This window comes from Streptomyces sp. NPDC001373 (assembly GCF_042895815.1).
GTDB lineage: Bacteria > Actinomycetota > Actinomycetes > Streptomycetales > Streptomycetaceae > Streptomyces.
Map to the genome: position 1 here is coordinate 118,983 of NZ_JBIAWQ010000018.1, position 15,992 is coordinate 134,974.

Sequence of the window (15,992 nt, forward strand, 5' to 3'; positions counted from 1 at the left end):
GTGCGCTCTCCCCGATCTCGTCCGGTGGCCGGTGCGGGTCGTCACAGGTCGTTGACCCAGTCGGGGCAGAGGGTCTGGCCCACGCAGTACGCGGTCATGGTCCCCAGCGGGCGCCCGTCAGGGGTCCTCTCGCCTCCAGGCCCCCGGTCGCCCCGCTCGGCCACGCTGACCGTGTTCATGCGTACCTGGCCACTGTTGGTGGCGATGACACCCCAGTACTCCGCACGGGTGCCGGAAACCTTGTCGGCCCTCCCGTGGTAGGGAGCATCGATCGCCTTCTCGCTGCGCATGTTGTGCTTGGCGGAGGCATGCTGCCACCCGAAGGCGGCGGTGCCGTGGCGGGTCGGAAAGTCGTGGCCGTCCCAGTCCCGCACGGACCAGTTGACCTTGTGCCAGGGCTGCTGTGGGTCGAGCACTGCACCAACTGCCGGCGCCGACGGGTCGGAAAACATCCGCACGCCAACCGCCCGAGCAGACTGCTCGCCAAACCGTTTGACGTACTCATCGTTGGAATAGGTGTACAGCTCATCCGAGGCATCGCGTCCGGCAGCCCGCACCGTCCCGGGCGCGACAAGCACGACGGACAGACAAGCCGCCATGAGAACGGGTTGACCACGCCGCATCAGTTTCTCGAGCACATCACGGGTTGTACCCGCCCGCATGGTCGTCATCAGAGGATTTGGTACTCACCTCACCCATAAGGCTGCATGAACCGTTCCGGGTTCGGTAGGGACTCGATCATTTGAGAGGATCGGGTCATGGCACGTCCGTCCCAGTACCCGCTTGAGCTGCGCCGTCGTGCGGTGCGCATGGTCGCCGAGGTGCGGCCCGACTACGACACCGAGTGGGCCGCGATGAAAGCGGTCGCCGCGAAGCTCGGCATCGGGACGGCCGAGACGCTGCGCAAGTGGGTCCGTCAGGACCAGATCGACGCCGGGACCCGGCCGGGGACGACGACGGAGGAGTCGGCCGAGCTGAAGCGACTGAAGAGGGAGAACGCCGAGCTGAAGCGGGCGAACGAGATCTTGAAGGCTGCGGCGAGTTTCTTCGCGGCCGAGCTCAACCGGCCACACACACGCTCGTAGCGTTCATCGACGAGCACCGGGACCGCTTCGGCGGAGTCGAGCCGATCTGCCGTGTTCTGACTGAGCACGACTGCAAGATCGCCCCGTCCACCTACTACGCCCACCACAAGCGCCGGCAGGCACCCTCGGCCCGCACCGTTCGTGATGCCGAGCTGAAGGGCATGATCCAGGAGACATACGACGCCAACTACCGCGTCTACGGCGCGAGGAAGATCTGGCGGCACCTGAACCGCCAGGGCCGGACCGTGGCCCGCTGCACCGTCGAACGCCTCATGCGCGAGCTCGGCATCACCGGCGCCGTCCGCGGCAAGAGAGTGATCACCACGATCCCGGACCCCTCCGCGCCCAGGGCGCCGGACCTGGTCGACCGCGACTTCGTCGCCAGCGCGCCGAACCGCTGCTGGGTCGCCGACTTCACCCATGTCGCCACGTTCTCCGGCGTCGTCTACGTCGCCTTCGTCGTGGACACCTTCTCCCGCCGGATCGTCGGCTGGTCCGCCTCGACCACGAAGCAGACCCGGCTCGTGCTGGACGCCTTGGACATGGGACTGCGCTCAACGCGACCGTGACCAACACCCGCCTCTGCCAGGTGAGTTGGTTCATCACTCGGACGCGGGCTCGCAATGTACGTCCTTCACGCTGGCCGGGCACTTGGAGAAGGCCGGCATCGCCGCCTCGATCGGATCGGTCGGCGACGCCTACGACAACGCGCTGATGGAGTCCACGATCGGCCTCTTCAAAACCGAGGTGATCAAGCCGCAGCGACCCTGGCGATCCCTCGCCCAGGTCGAGCTCGCCACCGCCGAACGGACCGACTGGTACAACCACACCCGGCTCCACGGTGAAATAGGGCACATCCCGCCCGCCGAATACGAAGCCAACCACTACCCGAGCACCACGAAAGCCCAGGTCACACACAACATCTGAGATCTCTACCGAACCCGGAACGGTTCAGCGAGAGTGCCCGGAACGGTCGAGCGACGGGCCGCGGTTCCAGCGGCCCGCCCGGCGGAAGTGCCGGATGCGCGCGCTTGACCACCGGTGCGCCCCGGCCAGGCGCCGGCCATCCGGACGGGTCACTGACCGGATCCTCATGGGTGCGTCGTCAGGTGTGTCCGGTGTCGCGCGCCGCGGTGCCCGCGGGCACGTGGTCCGGGGGGTTGGGGGGTTCGCCTCGGCGGACCGAGCCGGGGGCGCGGGCGGCCGCGTGGTCGGCGACGGCGGCGGAACTCAGCTGCCACGGGACGCTCGCCACCATCACACCGGGGGTGAAGAGCAGGCGGGTCTTGAGCCACAGCGCGGACTGGTTGTGCAGGAGGTTCTCCCACCAGTGGCCGACGACGTACTCGGGGATGAAGACGGCGATGACGTCGCGGGGATCGGCCCGCCCCACGGAGCGTACGTATTCGACCACCGGCTTGGTGATCTCGCGGTACGGGGATTCGAGGACCTTCAGCGGCACCTGGATCTCGAAGTCGTCCCACTGCTTGCGCAGGGCTGCCACGGAGTCGCGGTCGACGGCGACCGTCAGGGCTTCCAGGTGGTCGGGGCGGAACGCCCGTGCGTACGCCAGCGCTCGCAGGGTCGGCTTGTGGACGATGGAGACCAGGACGATCGCCCGTACGCGCGAAGGCGCCGCACCATCCGCGCGTGCGTCGGTGACGGCGAGTTCGGCGGCGGTGTGGTCGTAGTGCCGCCGAATTCCGCGCATCATCAGCCACAACAGGATCGCGGCGAGGACGGCCAGCCAGGCTCCCTGGGTGAATTTGGTGGCGAGCACGATCACCAGGACGAGGCCGGTGACCAGCGCGCCGGTGGCGTTGATGACGCGTGCCAGTTGGTGCCGGCGGCGTGCGGCCGGGTCCGTCTCGGTGCGCAGTTCGCGGTTCCAGTGTCGGACCATGCCGGACTGGGAGAGGGTGAAGGAGGTGAAGACGCCGAGAATGTAGAGGTGGATCAGGCTGGTGACGTTCGCCTTGTAGCCGAACAGCAGGAGCCCGGCGACGACGGCCAGGGCCAGGATCCCGTTGGAGAAGGCCAGCCGGTCACCGCGGTTGTGCAGCTGGCGCGGCAGGTAGCGGTGCTGGGCGAGGATCGAGGCCAGCAGTGGGAAGCCGTTGAAGGCGGTGTTCGCGGCGAGGATCAGGATCAGGGCCGTCGCTGCCTGGATGTAGTAGAAGCCGACGCTGTCGCTGCCCCCGAACACCGCCGCTGCCAGCTGGGCGATGACCGTGCGCTGCGTATAGCCCTCGCAGTCGGCCAGGCCCGTGAGCCGGCAGGCGTCCTCGGCGATGTGCACCTTCGAGACGATGGCGAGGGTGGTGACCCCGGCGAACATGGCGACCGCGATGACGCCCATCGACGCCATGGTGCTGGCCGCGTTCTTCGACTTGGGCTTGCGGAACGCCGGCACGCCGTTGGAGATCGCCTCCACACCGGTCAGTGCCGTACAGCCGCTGGAGAAGGCCCGCAGGACCAGCATGACCAGGGCCAGGCCCGCCAGGCCCGCGTCGCCCTCCTCGGGGGTGATCCCGTACTGGGCCGTCTCGGCGACCGGTGCGTCGCCGAGGAGGTAGCGCAGCAGGCCGGTGCCGACCATGATCAGCACGCCGCCGATGAACAGGTAGGTGGGGGCGGCGAAGAGCTGGCCGGACTCACGCACGCCGCGCAGGTTCATGGCCGTCAGGAGCGCGACGAAGAACAGGGCCATCGGCACCCGGTAGTCGGCCAGTGAGGGCAGCGCCGAGATGATGTTGTCCACTCCGGAGGCCACCGACACGGCCACCGTCATGACGTAGTCGACAAGCAGCGAGGCCGCCACGACGAGGCCGGCGGAGGCACCGAGGTTGGTGGTGGCGACCTCGTACGATCCGCCGCCGCTCGGGTACGCGTGGACCACCTGGCGGTACGACAGCACGACCACGGTCATCAGCGCGATGACCGCGGCGGCGATCCACGGGGTGAAGTGCAGGTAGGCCAGACCGCCGAGGGTGAGCACCAGCAGGATCTCCTGCGTGGCGTACGCCACCGACGACAGCGGGTCGGAGGCGAAGATCGGCAGCGCCAGCCGCTTCGGCAGCAGGGTCTCGCCCAGCTCCTCGCTGCGCTTGGCCCGACCGATCACAAGCCGCTTGAGTATTTCCGTCACCCTCGGCACAGCCTGATCGTAAGCAGGTCGACCGGAGGTCGGCGCGGGGGCGCGGCATTGGGTGTAACGAGCCACCGCGTCAGGATGGCATCTGCGACACATCAGGAACCCGTCAAGATCCACAGTGGTCACCGCCGGCGCCCCTGGGCTCAGCCCATGGGACGCGCTCCGGGCGCCCGCACCGGGGCACCAGAAGGACCGGTCACGGACCGGCACGGGGCCCGGTGCACTGCGCGAAGCGATGGTCTGCTCGGGCGCTCTGCTGTCGCTCCTCCTGCTGGTCGACCTGCTCGCGGGGGCTTTCAGCACAGGTCGTGCAGCGCTGTGGTGCGGGCTCGCGCTCCTGCTCCTCGCCGTCCTGGTGCCCGACCATGTCGCCGCAGGGGCCGGGTGGGTGACCGCGTGCGGACTGCTGGGCAAGCGGCAGGTACGGACGGACCGCCTCCTCCGAGTGCGCTGGCCGGTCGGGGCGCCGAACGGGTGGTGTTGCAGGACCACGACGGCGCACGGGTCGAGCTGGACATGAAGGTGCTCACCGGCAATCCGTTCCGTAAGATCCACCCGGACTCCGGCCCCAGGCCCTCCAGAGCCTCGGCATCCCCAGTCACCAGCCGCCGGACGGTCACACCCCTTGGGAGGCGGGCCGGAAGGGCGGGTCTCGGCGAGTGCGGTCAGGCCGGGCACGCCGGACGGGAAGCGGTCGCATGGGGAGCCTGGAGCTCTGTCACGGAAGGGCACCTCTGGTGCGGACGGAGGAAGGGCCGGGGCGGCCCGGACGGGGGCCGCCCCGGCGAGGGAACCGGCGGCGGGAAGGGAGGTTCGCACCGGTCGGCCTTGCGGCCTTGGTCAGGGGTGGGCGGAGAACCGGGCGCTTGCCGGGCGCTCCACCATCCAACGGGGTGCGCCGGGCCCGTTCAAGGGACCTGATGCGGCTCTGACGCGGCCCTGACGGGCTTCATCCGATGCCGGGGATGAGGGAGACCAGCAGGTCGATGAGTTTGATGCCGACGAAGGGTGCGACCAGGCCGCCGAGGCCGTAGACGGCGAGGTTGCGGCGCAGCAGGTCGTGCGCGGAAGCGGGCCGGTAGCGGACGCCGCGCAGGGCGAGCGGGATGAGAGCGATGATGATCAGGGCGTTGAAGATGATCGCCGAGGCGATGGCGGACTGCGGGCTGTGCAGGCCCATGACGTTGAGGGCTCCCAGACCCGGGTAGGCCGAGGCGAACATCGCCGGGATGATGGCGAAGTACTTCGCGACGTCGTTCGTGATGGAGAAGGTCGTCAGGGCGCCCCGGGTGATGAGGAGCTGCTTGCCGATCTCGACGATCTCGATCAGCTTGGTCGGGTTGGAGTCCAGGTCGACCATGTTCCCGGCCTCCTTGGCGGCCGACGTGCCCGAGTTCATCGCCACGCCCACGTCCGCCTGGGCGAGGGCCGGGGCGTCGTTGGTGCCGTCGCCGGTCATCGCGACGAGCTTGCCGCCCTCCTGCTCGCGCCTGATGAGGGCGAGCTTGTCCTCGGGGGTGGCCCGCGCGAGGTACTCGTCGACGCCTGCCTCGGCCGCGATGGCCTTGGCGGTCAGCGGGTTGTCGCCGGTCACCATGACGGTGCGGATGCCCATGCAGCGCAGCTGCGCGAAGCGTTCGCGGATGCCGTCCTTGACCACGTCCTTGAGGTGGATGATGCCGAGCACCCGCGGCCCGTCCCAGTCGTGGACGGCCACCAGCAGCGGGGTGCCGCCGGAGGCGGACACCGAGTCAGCCCAGGCAACGGCCTCGGCCTGGACGGTGCCGCCGCGCAGCGCCACCCATTCGGCGACCTCGGCCACGGCCCCCTTGCGGATGGCGACGCCGACACCGTTCGGCCAGCTCAGGTTGAGCCCACTCATCCGGGTCCGGGCGCTGAACTCCACGAAGTGCGGGTTGCTCAGCTCGCCCTCGGCCGGGGGCTGGACGCCGTACTGCTGCGCCAGGGCGACGACGGAGCGGCCTTCGGGGGTCTCGTCCGCGAGGGAGGACAGCTGGGCGGCGTCCGCGAGCTTGCCCAGGTCCTGGCCGGGCAGCGGGATGAGGGCGGCCGCCTCGCGGTTGCCGAGGGTGATGGTGCCGGTCTTGTCGAGGAGCAGGGTGTTCACGTCCCCCGCCGCCTCCACCGCGCGGCCGGACATGGCCAGGACGTTGCGCCGGACGAGGCGGTCCATGCCGGCGATGCCGATCGCGGAGAGCAGGGCTCCGATGGTGGTGGGGATGAGGGTGACGAGCAGGGCGACGAGGACGGCGGTGCTCTGGGCGGCCTTCGCGTGGTCGGCCATCGGCTGGAGGGTGATCACCACCAGGACGAAGACGATCGTGAGGGCGGCCAGGAGGATGTTGAGGGCGATCTCGTTGGGCGTCTTCTGCCTGGCGGCACCCTCGACCAGCGCGATCATCCGGTCGAGGAAGCTGTTTCCGGGACGGGAGGTCACGCGGACGACGATCGAGTCCGACAGAACGGTCGTACCGCCGGTGACACCGGACTTGTCGCCTCCCGACTCCCTCAGGACGGGGGCGGATTCGCCGGTGACGGCCGACTCGTCGACCATCGCGGCGCCGTCCACGACGTCGCCGTCGGCCGGGATCAGCTCGCCGGCCTCGACCAGGACGAAGTCCATCGGCTGGAGCTCGTCCGGGGTGACGGCCTCCGTCTCGGCCCGGTGCGCGTTCGTACCGTACGACCAGTGCTTGATCCGCAGCGCGACGGTGTCGGTACGGGCCTTGCGCAAGGACGCGGCCTGGGCACGTCCGCGGCCCTCCGCCACCGCTTCGGCGAGATTCGCGAACAGCACCGTGAGCCACAGCCAGCCGCTGATCACCCAAGTGAAGACCGACGGGTGGATCACGGCCGACAGGGTGGTCAGGACCGACCCGACCGCCACGACCAGCAGCACCGGCTTCCGAGACAGGGCGCGCGGGTGCAGTTTGCGCACCGCCTCACCGGCCGCCTCCGCGAGCTGCCCCGGCTCCAGCAGCCGGGCCGACGGGCCCGCACGCCGGTGCGGGGGCCGGGTCACGGGCGGCGGGGACGGGCTCCCCAGGCCCGGAGGGGTGTGCTGCGCGGTGGCGGCGGAATGCATGCGAGGTGAACCTTCTGACGTGAAGCGGGGGTAGGCAGACTGGTCGGGTCGGCCGGGTGCGCGGCATGGGCCGGCTGTACGGGAAGAGCCGCTGCCGGGAACCGGATTGCATGGCCCCTCAGCCGTCGCACGCACTGTGTCTGGGCCCCCGGCAGCGGGAACGGGCAGGAAGCTACCGGACCGGACGGCCGCCCGCGCGGCTTGGGAAGAGGAATTGCCACGCCTTTGACGCCCGTGCTGGGAATTCCGCCAAGAACACATCAGAGCCGCGTAAGAAGCGCCCTGTCGGGGTGCTCGGCCGGACCGGCGGGTGGGCGTCCCGGCTCACGTGGTGACGCAGAAGCGGAGCCAATCACCCAGTCGGTGTTCCGGCGGACGGCGTTGCGACAACCGCGCCCCGCCGGTTCCGCAGGAACCGCCTCCACAGCGGGGTCGGCTCGGGCTGCCCCTTTCCGGCCGCCGGCAGGTCCCGATCGGGTGGCGAGGACGTGGGCCAGGAGGAGCATGGCGGACACGGTCACGCACATGAAGACCACGTGGCGGACCGGGACCACACGGCTGCCGTCCTGGGGTGCCGGATGCTCTCCGCCGGAGCGGAGGTGGTCGCGCAGGAGCCTGCCGGACGGGATCGCGCCGGCGGTGAAGCCGACCCAGGTGAAGGAGTACATGACCATCACGTTCCGCGATGCCGGAGCACGGTCGATCCCCCGAACTCTGCGGATGTTTGACAATTTCCTGACGGGCCCCGTACGCACGGATCTGGCCATCCGAATGCGGGCGGCCGACGCCCCATCAGCTGCCGGCGACGGCCGCGCCCGCAAACCCTGGGCGCGGCCAACCGGGACCCGGACGTCTTCGAGCGGCCGGACACCTTCGACCTCGAACGCCCCAACAGCGGGCGGCAGTTGTCGTTCGGCCTCGGAGTCCACTCCTGTCTGGGCCGGCAGATCGCGGCCCTGCAGCTGAAGTGGTTCTTCGTCGCACTGCTCGGCCGCTTCCCCGGTCTGCGGCCGGCGGGCGAGCCCGTCTGGAACGAGAACCTGGAGTTCCGCTCCTTGCGGTCCCTCCCCCTCAGCCTCCGCTGACCAGCCGGTCCCGACCGGACCGACCCGCGCGGTCACGCCCTGCCGGCAGGACCGCGCGCTCCCCTTCCTGCGAGGCAAACGTGACCTGCGACGTCGCACCGATCCCCGTACCACCACAGACCGGCGGCGCGGCCGACCGTGCCGAGGCGGAGGAGTTCCTGCGCCAGTTCCACACCGAGCAGCCCGCCCGGACCGTCGCGCTCGCAAGGAGGCTGGAGCAGGTCCGCGCCGCGATCGACCGCACCGGCACCTACCGTCACACGACGGCCGAGCTGGCCTTCGGGGCCCGTGTCGCCTGGCGCAACTCCAGCCGCTGCATCGGCCGTCTGTACTGGAACAGCCTGCGTGTCCTCGACCGCCGCGACGCCACCACCCCCGAGGAGATCCACCGGCACCTGTGCGAGCACCTGCGGCAGGCGACCAACGGCGGCCGTATCAGGCCCGTGATCTCCGTCTTCGCACCGGACTCCCCCGAGCGGCCCGGCCCGCGCATGTGTAACGAACAACTCGTCCGGTACGCCGGCCACCGCCGCGCCGATGGCACCGTCCTGGGCGATCCACGGAACGCGGACCTGACCGATGCCGTACGCGGCCTCGGTTGGCAGGTGCGCGAGCCCGGCCGCTTCGATGTCCTGCCCCTGGTCGTCGACGCCCGGACGACAAACCGCAGTTGTTCGAACTGCCCTGTGACCTGGTGCTGGAAGTACCCATCACCCACCCGGACTGCCCTCGCATCGCCGAACTCGGCCTGCGCTGGCACGCCGTACCCGCCATCGCCACCATGCACCTGCGTGTCGGCGGGATCGACTACCCGCTCGCACCGTTCAACGGCTGGTACATGGGAACCGAGATCGGTGCCCGCAACCTCGTCGACGACGACCGCTACGCCATGCTGCCCGGCGTCGCCGCCTGCCTCGGCCTCGACACCGGAAACGAGGCCACCCTCTGGCGCGACCGTGCTCTGGTCGAGCTGAACGTCGCCGTCCTCCATTCCTTCCGGGCCGCGGGCGTACGCATCAGCGACCACCACACCGAGTCCCGGCGCTTCCTCACCCACCTGGCCCGGGAGGAGCGTGAAGGCCGGCGGGTCCCTGCCGACTGGAGCTGGATCGTGCCCCGGTCTCGGGCGGAATCACCCCCGTGTTCCACCGCTACTACGACGATGCGGAGCAGCGGCCTGCCTTCTGTCCCGCTGCCGGCGACCGTCCCTGACCGCGCAGGTGCCCGGCATTGACCGGGTGCTGGATCGTCGACCGGTGATGCGGCGCACGGTGGCGGTGTCGGGTTCGGCTACCTGGTCGCGGGCTCGTCCCCTCGCACCGGTTGACCGCCGCACCGCATCGGCCCATTTCCCGTTGCGGGCGCGGATCGCCACTGGTCCGGCCCGAGCACTTGCAGACGGCTCGCCACCGGCGGCCGGTATCGCCGGACGCGTCCGCGGGAACACGTGAGCCGTCCGGCCCCGGCGCCCCCACCCCGGATGCCGGACGGCTCATGTGCCGTGCGACGGTTGACCGACGCGCGGTCGCATCGGGCCGGACCCCCCACGGGCCGAACCATGCGCTGTCCCGGCGGAGTTCAGGTCCCCGCCCTCCAGCCGCGCGCCACCGGACCGTCACCCGGCTCCGTCGCAGCTCCAGTCTGCGGCCGATCGGCAGCCGCGGCCATGCTTCCTGACGCGTTCCTTCCGCATGCCCGTCGATCTTTGACGCCGTACTGATGACCTGCACGGACACGGATGAGCCCGTCACCCGATGAACATCGGTCTCGCCGGCAGGGGTCACGTCGCGAGCGCGTACGCCAGGAGGAGCATGAGGGAGACGGTCATGACCATGAAGACCACATGGCGCGTCGGGACCGCTGGGGCTTCGGTTCCCGGCTGTCGGCGCTCGGCTTCGAGGTGCTGCCGGAGCAGTCTTCCGGACGGGATCGCGCCGATGGTGAACGCGACCCAGATGAAGGAGTACATGACCACCATCTGCCGCGTGTTCCACGGCACGGCCCCCAGGCCGCCCAACGCCGTCATCACGAGCAGGAACACGACGGAGACACCGGCCGCCATGACGGCCGACCGGGGCGTTCTCAGACAGCGCTGTACACCGAGGCAGAGGACGGACGTGGCGAAGACGGCCATGGCCACCAGCCAGCCGATGGGGAGTCGCGCGAGGATGTCGGGCTCCTTTCGGATCGGGCCAGGGGGTTGCCGGCGCAGCTTCCCCCTGGCCCGGTCCCGTGTCTCAGGCCGTCAGCGGTTGCGCCGTCAGCCGAAGAGGTACGACAGCGTCGACGTGACCGGCGAGATCAGGTCATGGCCGAACTGCGTGATCTTCGTGGCCACGGGAGCCACAACCTTGCCTCCCACCTTACCGAGGGCCCCGATCCACTGGGACTGCCCGAAGGTGATGAGTCCCAGGGCGGTGCTGCCGGCGGAGGACCAGAACTCGCTGCTGTTCCAGCCGTATCCGATGCCTGTGAGGATCGTGCTGATCCCCGAGACCGCGACGGATGCGATGCCCAGGCCGAAGGCCAGGGGCTCCAGGACGATGGCGGCGGGCGGGAAGATCAGCCCGCCGATGCCCGCGAGGGCGCTCGCGAAGCCGAGGCCGGTGCTGAGCCAGTTCGTCGCGTTGGCCCACCACTTGACGTCCTTGTACCAGGGTACGTCGGCGCCCTTGACGGTGTCGTTGTCGGCGGTGTCGGCCGGAGACTTGCCCGCGTCCTTGGCGGCCTGGGCGTCCGCGGCCGCCTGCTTGGCCGCCGCGGCGAGCTCCTGCTGCCGCTTGTCCGCGGCGATCTGGTGGGCCTGGCTCGCGGCCTCGGCCGCCGTCTTCGCGTCCTGGCCGGCCTGGGTGGCCGACGCGTGGGCGGAAGCGGCCGAGTTCTGGGCGGCGTTGGCGGACGCCGACGCGCTGCGGGCGGATTCGAAGGCGCGGTTGGCGGAGTAGTTCGCCGAGCGCGCGGCGGTGCGGGCCGTGGCCGCCGCCTGACTCGCCTTGTCGGCGGAGGCCTGCGCGTCCTTGGCCGACTGGTCGGCCGCGTCGGCGTTCAGCTTCGCCTGCTGCGCGGAGTTCGCCGCCTGCGAGGCCCAGTCCGCGGCCTTGTTCGCCCACTCGACGGCCTCCGCGGCCGCGTTGCGGGCGACGGCCGCCGCCTGCTGGGCGCGTGCGGCGTCCTCCTGGGCCTTCTGCGCGATCTTCGCGGCCGCGGCGATCGCGCCCTGCATGGCGGCGATGTGGCTGGCCGAGTCGAAGTCGAGCTGCGCCGTCTTGAACTGGACGGAGGAGATGAAGTTCCGGCGCAGCCACGCCGGGCCCTCCATCGCCGCCTGTGCGTGGGCCCTGGTGTAGGGGCCGGCCTTGTCCGAGGAGAGGAGGGCGGCGGTGGCGACGGTGTCGTCCTCGCGCTGGGCCGCCTCGCCGGTGACGGTGAGGAACTCGTACAGGGCCTCCACGGTCCCGGCGTTCAGCGCGGCGTTGGCGGCCTTCGTCACCGCCTTGCCCGGGTTGGCGGCCAGGGCGCGCGTCACCGCGACGCGGGCTTCCATCGCGGAGGCCTGAACGAGCCCGCCGTCCAGGAACTTGCCCGCCGCGTCCGGGTCACTGCTCCCCAGAGCCCGGGCCGCGGCATAGCCGATGTCCGGCGGAAGGGTCCGTGCGAGGTAGAGGCTGGTCTCCCGGTCGTCCTGCCGCTGGGCGAGCTGCCGGTCCGTGTCGATCCAGACATGGATGTCGGCGTCGGCGCCGGACAGGGCGAACCGCGCGGCCTCGTGCGTCCAGGTCCCGTGCGAGGTACCGATCACGGCGACAGCGGCCTTGCGGCCCAGCCCTGCCGCCAGACCGGCGTCACCCGCCTTGAGGGCCGTCTCGGCCTGGGCGATGAGGTCCTTGGCGGCCTGGGCGGCCTGCTCGGCCTGGGTGCGCTTCTCGGCGTACGCGGCCCGCTCGCTCTGCTCGATCTGGGCGAGCAGCCGGACCTCCTGGATCGCCCGCTGGGTGTCCTGGTCGAGGCGCTGCCACTCGGCCTCACGGGCGGCCTTCTCCACCGCGACGGCCTGGGCGACGGCGTCGGTGGCCGTGTTCGCGGCCTTGGTGGCCTCGTTGGCGAACTCGGTGGACTTCTTGGCGTACTCCATGGCCTGGCCTGCGTACTGCGCCGCCCACTCGGCCGCCGCCGCGGCGTTGTCCGCGTGGCCGGCGGCGCTGTTGGCCGCGTCGCGAGCGGTACGGGCGGCTGCCGCGGCCGAGTTGGCCAGGGCCTGGGCGGTGCCGGCGGCGTTGGTAGCGATGGTGGCGTTGGTGTTGGCGATCTGGGCCTGGCGCTTGGCCTCGGCGGCCTCGGCCTGGGCCGCGCCGGCGGCCTCGGCGGCGGCCGCCGAGGCGTTTGCGGCAGCCGCGGCGTTGCGGGCCGCGGAGGCGGCGGCGCTACCGGCGTTGGCGGCCTGGGCAGAGGCGGTGGCCGCGCTGTCGGCGGCGGCCGCCGCACTGCGGGCCTGGGCCGCGGCGTTGCGGGCGACCACGGCGGCGTCCTTGGCGGCCTGCGCCTGGGAGGCGTCCTTGGACGCGGCGATGGCCGCGTTGTAGGCCTGGGCTGCGGCGGAGCCCGCGCTCGCGGCCGCCTGGCTCGCGGCGGTGGCGGCGTAGGCTGCGCGGCGCGACGCCTGGATCGCGGCGTGGGAGGCGACGGTGGCGACCCGGGCGGCGTCGGCGGCACCGGTGGCGGCCTCGCTCGCCTTGCGGGCCGCCTTGCCGGACCTGACGACGTCCTCCTGCGCGGCCTGGGCCTCGGTGGCGGCCTTCTCAGCCGCGTCCTTGGCCTTGACGGCGGCCTCGACGGCACGGGCCGAGGCCTCCTCGGCCTGCTTGGTCATCGCGTCGGCCTTCTTGCCCTCACGCTGGACGACCGCAACCAGTTCCTGGATCTTCATGGCCTCCTGGTCACGGGCCCGCGCGATGTGCTGGCCGATCTCCAGGAACCACTCGACGTCCTTCGCGGTACCGGAGAGGGCCCGGGTCGCGTACTTCTGTACCTCCGGTCCCGACTGGAAGGAGAGCTTGGAGACCTCGACCCGCATGTCCTCCAGACGGGCCGTGTACTGGCCGTCCAGGAGGAACGTCTCCAGCGCCCCCTGGGAACCGTCGGTCAGGGCGGTATTGCCGACGCGGTTGACCGCCTTGCCGCCCACGGCCATCACCGTGGTCGTGGCGACCCGCAAGTCCTCCATGATGGCGGCCTTGAAGCCGCCCCCGAGATAGGCGGCGATGGCGGAGTCACCGCCGTTGATCGCGGCCGTGGCCTCGCGCCGGGACCCCTTGCCTCCGCCGGCGAGCGACCTGATGACGGCCACGCGGTTGTCCTCGGCGGTCTCCGAGGCCAGTTTCGTGGCCAGGAAGCTCTGGACGTCGGCGTCGGAGCCGGTCAGCGCCACCGCGGCGGCGGCGCGGACGGCCTTGCCGCCCAGCAGCCACGCCTTGACGACCTTGGCCCGGTCGGTGTCGGGCAGACGGAAGGGGTCGCCGTCGCCGCCGTCCGGCGGGGGAACGGTGGCTGCCAGAGCCGCCACGGGGTTGAGAACGAGGCTCGATGCGGTGACGGCAACCGTGGTGGCGGCAACGGCGCCGAGAACCCGACGCCGGCTCCAATAGATGGTGTCCAAAACGGCCCTTCGCTATCGGCGCCCGATGGCGCACGTTTTCCTTCGCCGAGGCATGGGTGCGCCCGGCCGGTTCCGAGAGGTTTGCTCCGCGACCTTATGCAGCAATCGAGTGGTTGACCACACGTCAAATGGCAGGAGCACATGGGGCGGTTGATTTGACCACCGGACTGAACCAGCCATTCCGACAAGCGTGCGGCCGCCTGAAGATGGCCTTCTTCATGTGAATCTCGGGTTCCGCACTCGCGGAACCCGGCGAATCAAGTGACGTAAGTCACTCACCGCCCCTCTGGAGGGTCCTATTCCGGCCGCTAAAGGTTCATCAAGTTTCCTGTCCGACACTTGAGTTCCGCTCCGACCGATCAGCTACGATCCCGGTCGGAAGTGGGGGACTTCCCTGGGCCAGCATGCCCTGGACGAGCATGCCGCCTATTCGGAACCCGGCCTTCACGTCCGTGTTGACAGCCGTTCCGGGTATGGGACCGGAACCGATGACTGGGACAGCAATGAAGGCACGCAAGACAATGGTCCGTGCTGTTGGCGCCGCCCTGGGCGCGGGCGCCCTCGCATGGGTCGCGATCGCGAGCGGAAGCTCCGGTGCTCCGGCCCGAGCGGAAGCCTCCGCCATGACGGCGGTCGCCGATGAGGGCCCGGGTTACGCCATCGAGGACTTCGGTTACCCGAACGCCGACAAGATCCTCGCGGAGCGGGGCATCACCCTGAAGCGGGGCGACGGGCACATCGTGCTCGCCGACTGCGGGAGCGCGACCGACCTGCTGGAGGTCTGGTCCCGCGCGAACGACAAGATCTGCTTCCGCGTCACCGGCACCACCGGCTACCTGACCCTGGAGATCCCCGCGGTCTTCGCGGTCAAGGGCAACAGCTACTCGGCCCAGGTCGACATGACCACGGGCACCGAGCAGAAGAAGTACGACGTGAACAAGAACGCCTGGACCCCCGTCGGCGAGAGCGCCGACAAACAGGGCCGCGACTTCATGCTCATGGAAATCCGCACCACCAAGTAACACCGGCGGCGCCCGCTCCGGTCCCTCGACACCACTCCCTTGAACCCGTCGGCCGACGGGCCGACCGGCGCCGCAGCGCTGCGAGGCCCTGCCCGCGCGCCCGCGCCCTGCCCGCGAAGGAACTCGCATGTCCGCACTCCGTCCGCTCGCCGCGCGGGTCTCCGGCCTGCTGGCCACCTCCGCCGTACTGTCGGCGGGCCTGATACCGGCCACCCCGGCCGCGCCCTTGACTCAGGTGGGCTGGCGATTCGCGGTACGTCGACCAGGTCTGGAAGATCTGATCGGTCTGAAAGGCCGAGAGAAGGCGGGGTCACCCCTCGGCGCGCCCGCCGAGGCGTGACCCCGCCTTTTCGTGCACTCGATTCGGAACGAAAGCGTCCGAGGCGCCCAGGCAGTGCAATTGATATCCAGCCGAAATTCGCTTCGGACAGCCGGGTTTGACAACACGCATGATCGGTTACGATCGGCTCTGAAGTGGGGGGCTTTCGGGAGTGGTGCGCGCGCAGTGACGAGTGCATCCCCTATTCAGAATGCGTCCTTCACGTCCGTGTTGACAGCCGTTCCGGGTATGGGACCGGAACCGATGACTGGGACAGCAACGAAGGCACGCAAGACAATGGTCCGTGCTGTTGGCGCCGCCCTGGGCGCGGGCGCCCTCGCATGGGTCGCGATCGCGAGCGGAAGCTCCGGTGCTCCGGCCCGAGCGGAAGCCTCCGCCATGACGGCGGTCGCCGATGAGGGCCCGGGTTACGCCATCGAGGACTTCGGTTACCCGAACGCCGACAAGATCCCCGCGGAGCGGGGCATCACCCTGAAGCGGGGCGACGGGCACATCGTGCTCGCCGACTGCGGGAGCGCGACCGACCTGCTGGAGGTCTGGTCCCGCG

8 protein-coding genes and 3 pseudogenes are annotated in these 15,992 nt (G+C 70.4%); 6 read left to right on the plus strand and 5 right to left on the minus strand.

The features are described from left to right. Positions 1-41: 41 nt before the first annotated feature. Positions 42-671, minus strand: coding sequence for a hypothetical protein (locus tag ACFY15_RS30030; protein WP_390826403.1), 630 nt, complete (start codon positions 669-671; stop codon positions 42-44). 87 nt (positions 672-758) lie between these two features. Here ACFY15_RS30030 and ACFY15_RS30035 point away from each other — a divergent pair. Then, positions 759-2,012, plus strand: a pseudogene (locus ACFY15_RS30035) (IS3 family transposase). Between the two features lie 178 nt (positions 2,013-2,190). On the opposite strand, the gene ACFY15_RS30040 reads toward ACFY15_RS30035, so the two are convergent. Beyond that, the gene (locus ACFY15_RS30040; protein ID WP_390826404.1) at positions 2,191-4,233 is read right to left on the minus strand and encodes an APC family permease; all 2,043 of its coding nucleotides are present in this window, start codon (positions 4,231-4,233) and stop codon (positions 2,191-2,193) included. A 955-nt stretch (positions 4,234-5,188) separates the two neighbouring features. Next, on the minus strand, positions 5,189-7,345 hold the full coding sequence (gene kdpB, locus ACFY15_RS30045) for a potassium-transporting ATPase subunit KdpB (RefSeq protein WP_390826405.1): 2,157 nt from the start codon (positions 7,343-7,345) through the stop codon (positions 5,189-5,191). An 824-nt stretch (positions 7,346-8,169) separates the two neighbouring features. Here kdpB and ACFY15_RS30050 point away from each other — a divergent pair. Then, positions 8,170-8,430: a cytochrome P450 gene (locus ACFY15_RS30050; RefSeq protein ID WP_390826411.1), complete on the plus strand. Its 261-nt coding sequence runs from the start codon at positions 8,170-8,172 to the stop codon at positions 8,428-8,430. Between the two features lie 101 nt (positions 8,431-8,531). Further along, positions 8,532-9,642, plus strand: a pseudogene (locus ACFY15_RS30055) (nitric oxide synthase oxygenase). A 568-nt stretch (positions 9,643-10,210) separates the two neighbouring features. On the opposite strand, the gene ACFY15_RS30060 reads toward ACFY15_RS30055, so the two are convergent. Then, positions 10,211-10,564 (minus strand): hypothetical protein, encoded by a 354-nt coding sequence (locus tag ACFY15_RS30060; protein ID WP_390826406.1) that lies wholly within the window; start codon positions 10,562-10,564, stop codon positions 10,211-10,213. Positions 10,565-10,690: 126 nt separating this feature from the next. Then, a complete protein-coding gene (locus ACFY15_RS30065) occupies positions 10,691-13,990 on the minus strand; it encodes an ALF repeat-containing protein (RefSeq protein ID WP_390826407.1) in 3,300 nt (1,099 codons plus the stop codon). A 614-nt stretch (positions 13,991-14,604) separates the two neighbouring features. Between ACFY15_RS30065 and ACFY15_RS30070 the strand changes: the two genes are divergently transcribed. The 3 genes and pseudogenes from ACFY15_RS30070 to ACFY15_RS30080 form a co-directional block, all read left to right on the plus strand. Continuing rightward, the gene (locus tag ACFY15_RS30070) at positions 14,605-15,105 is read left to right on the plus strand and encodes a hypothetical protein (protein ID WP_390826408.1); all 501 of its coding nucleotides are present in this window, start codon (positions 14,605-14,607) and stop codon (positions 15,103-15,105) included. 127 nt (positions 15,106-15,232) lie between these two features. Continuing rightward, positions 15,233-15,445: a hypothetical protein gene (locus ACFY15_RS30075; protein ID WP_390826409.1), complete on the plus strand. Its 213-nt coding sequence runs from the start codon at positions 15,233-15,235 to the stop codon at positions 15,443-15,445. A 276-nt stretch (positions 15,446-15,721) separates the two neighbouring features. Next, positions 15,722-15,992: pseudogene (locus ACFY15_RS30080) on the plus strand (hypothetical protein); the annotation flags it as partial.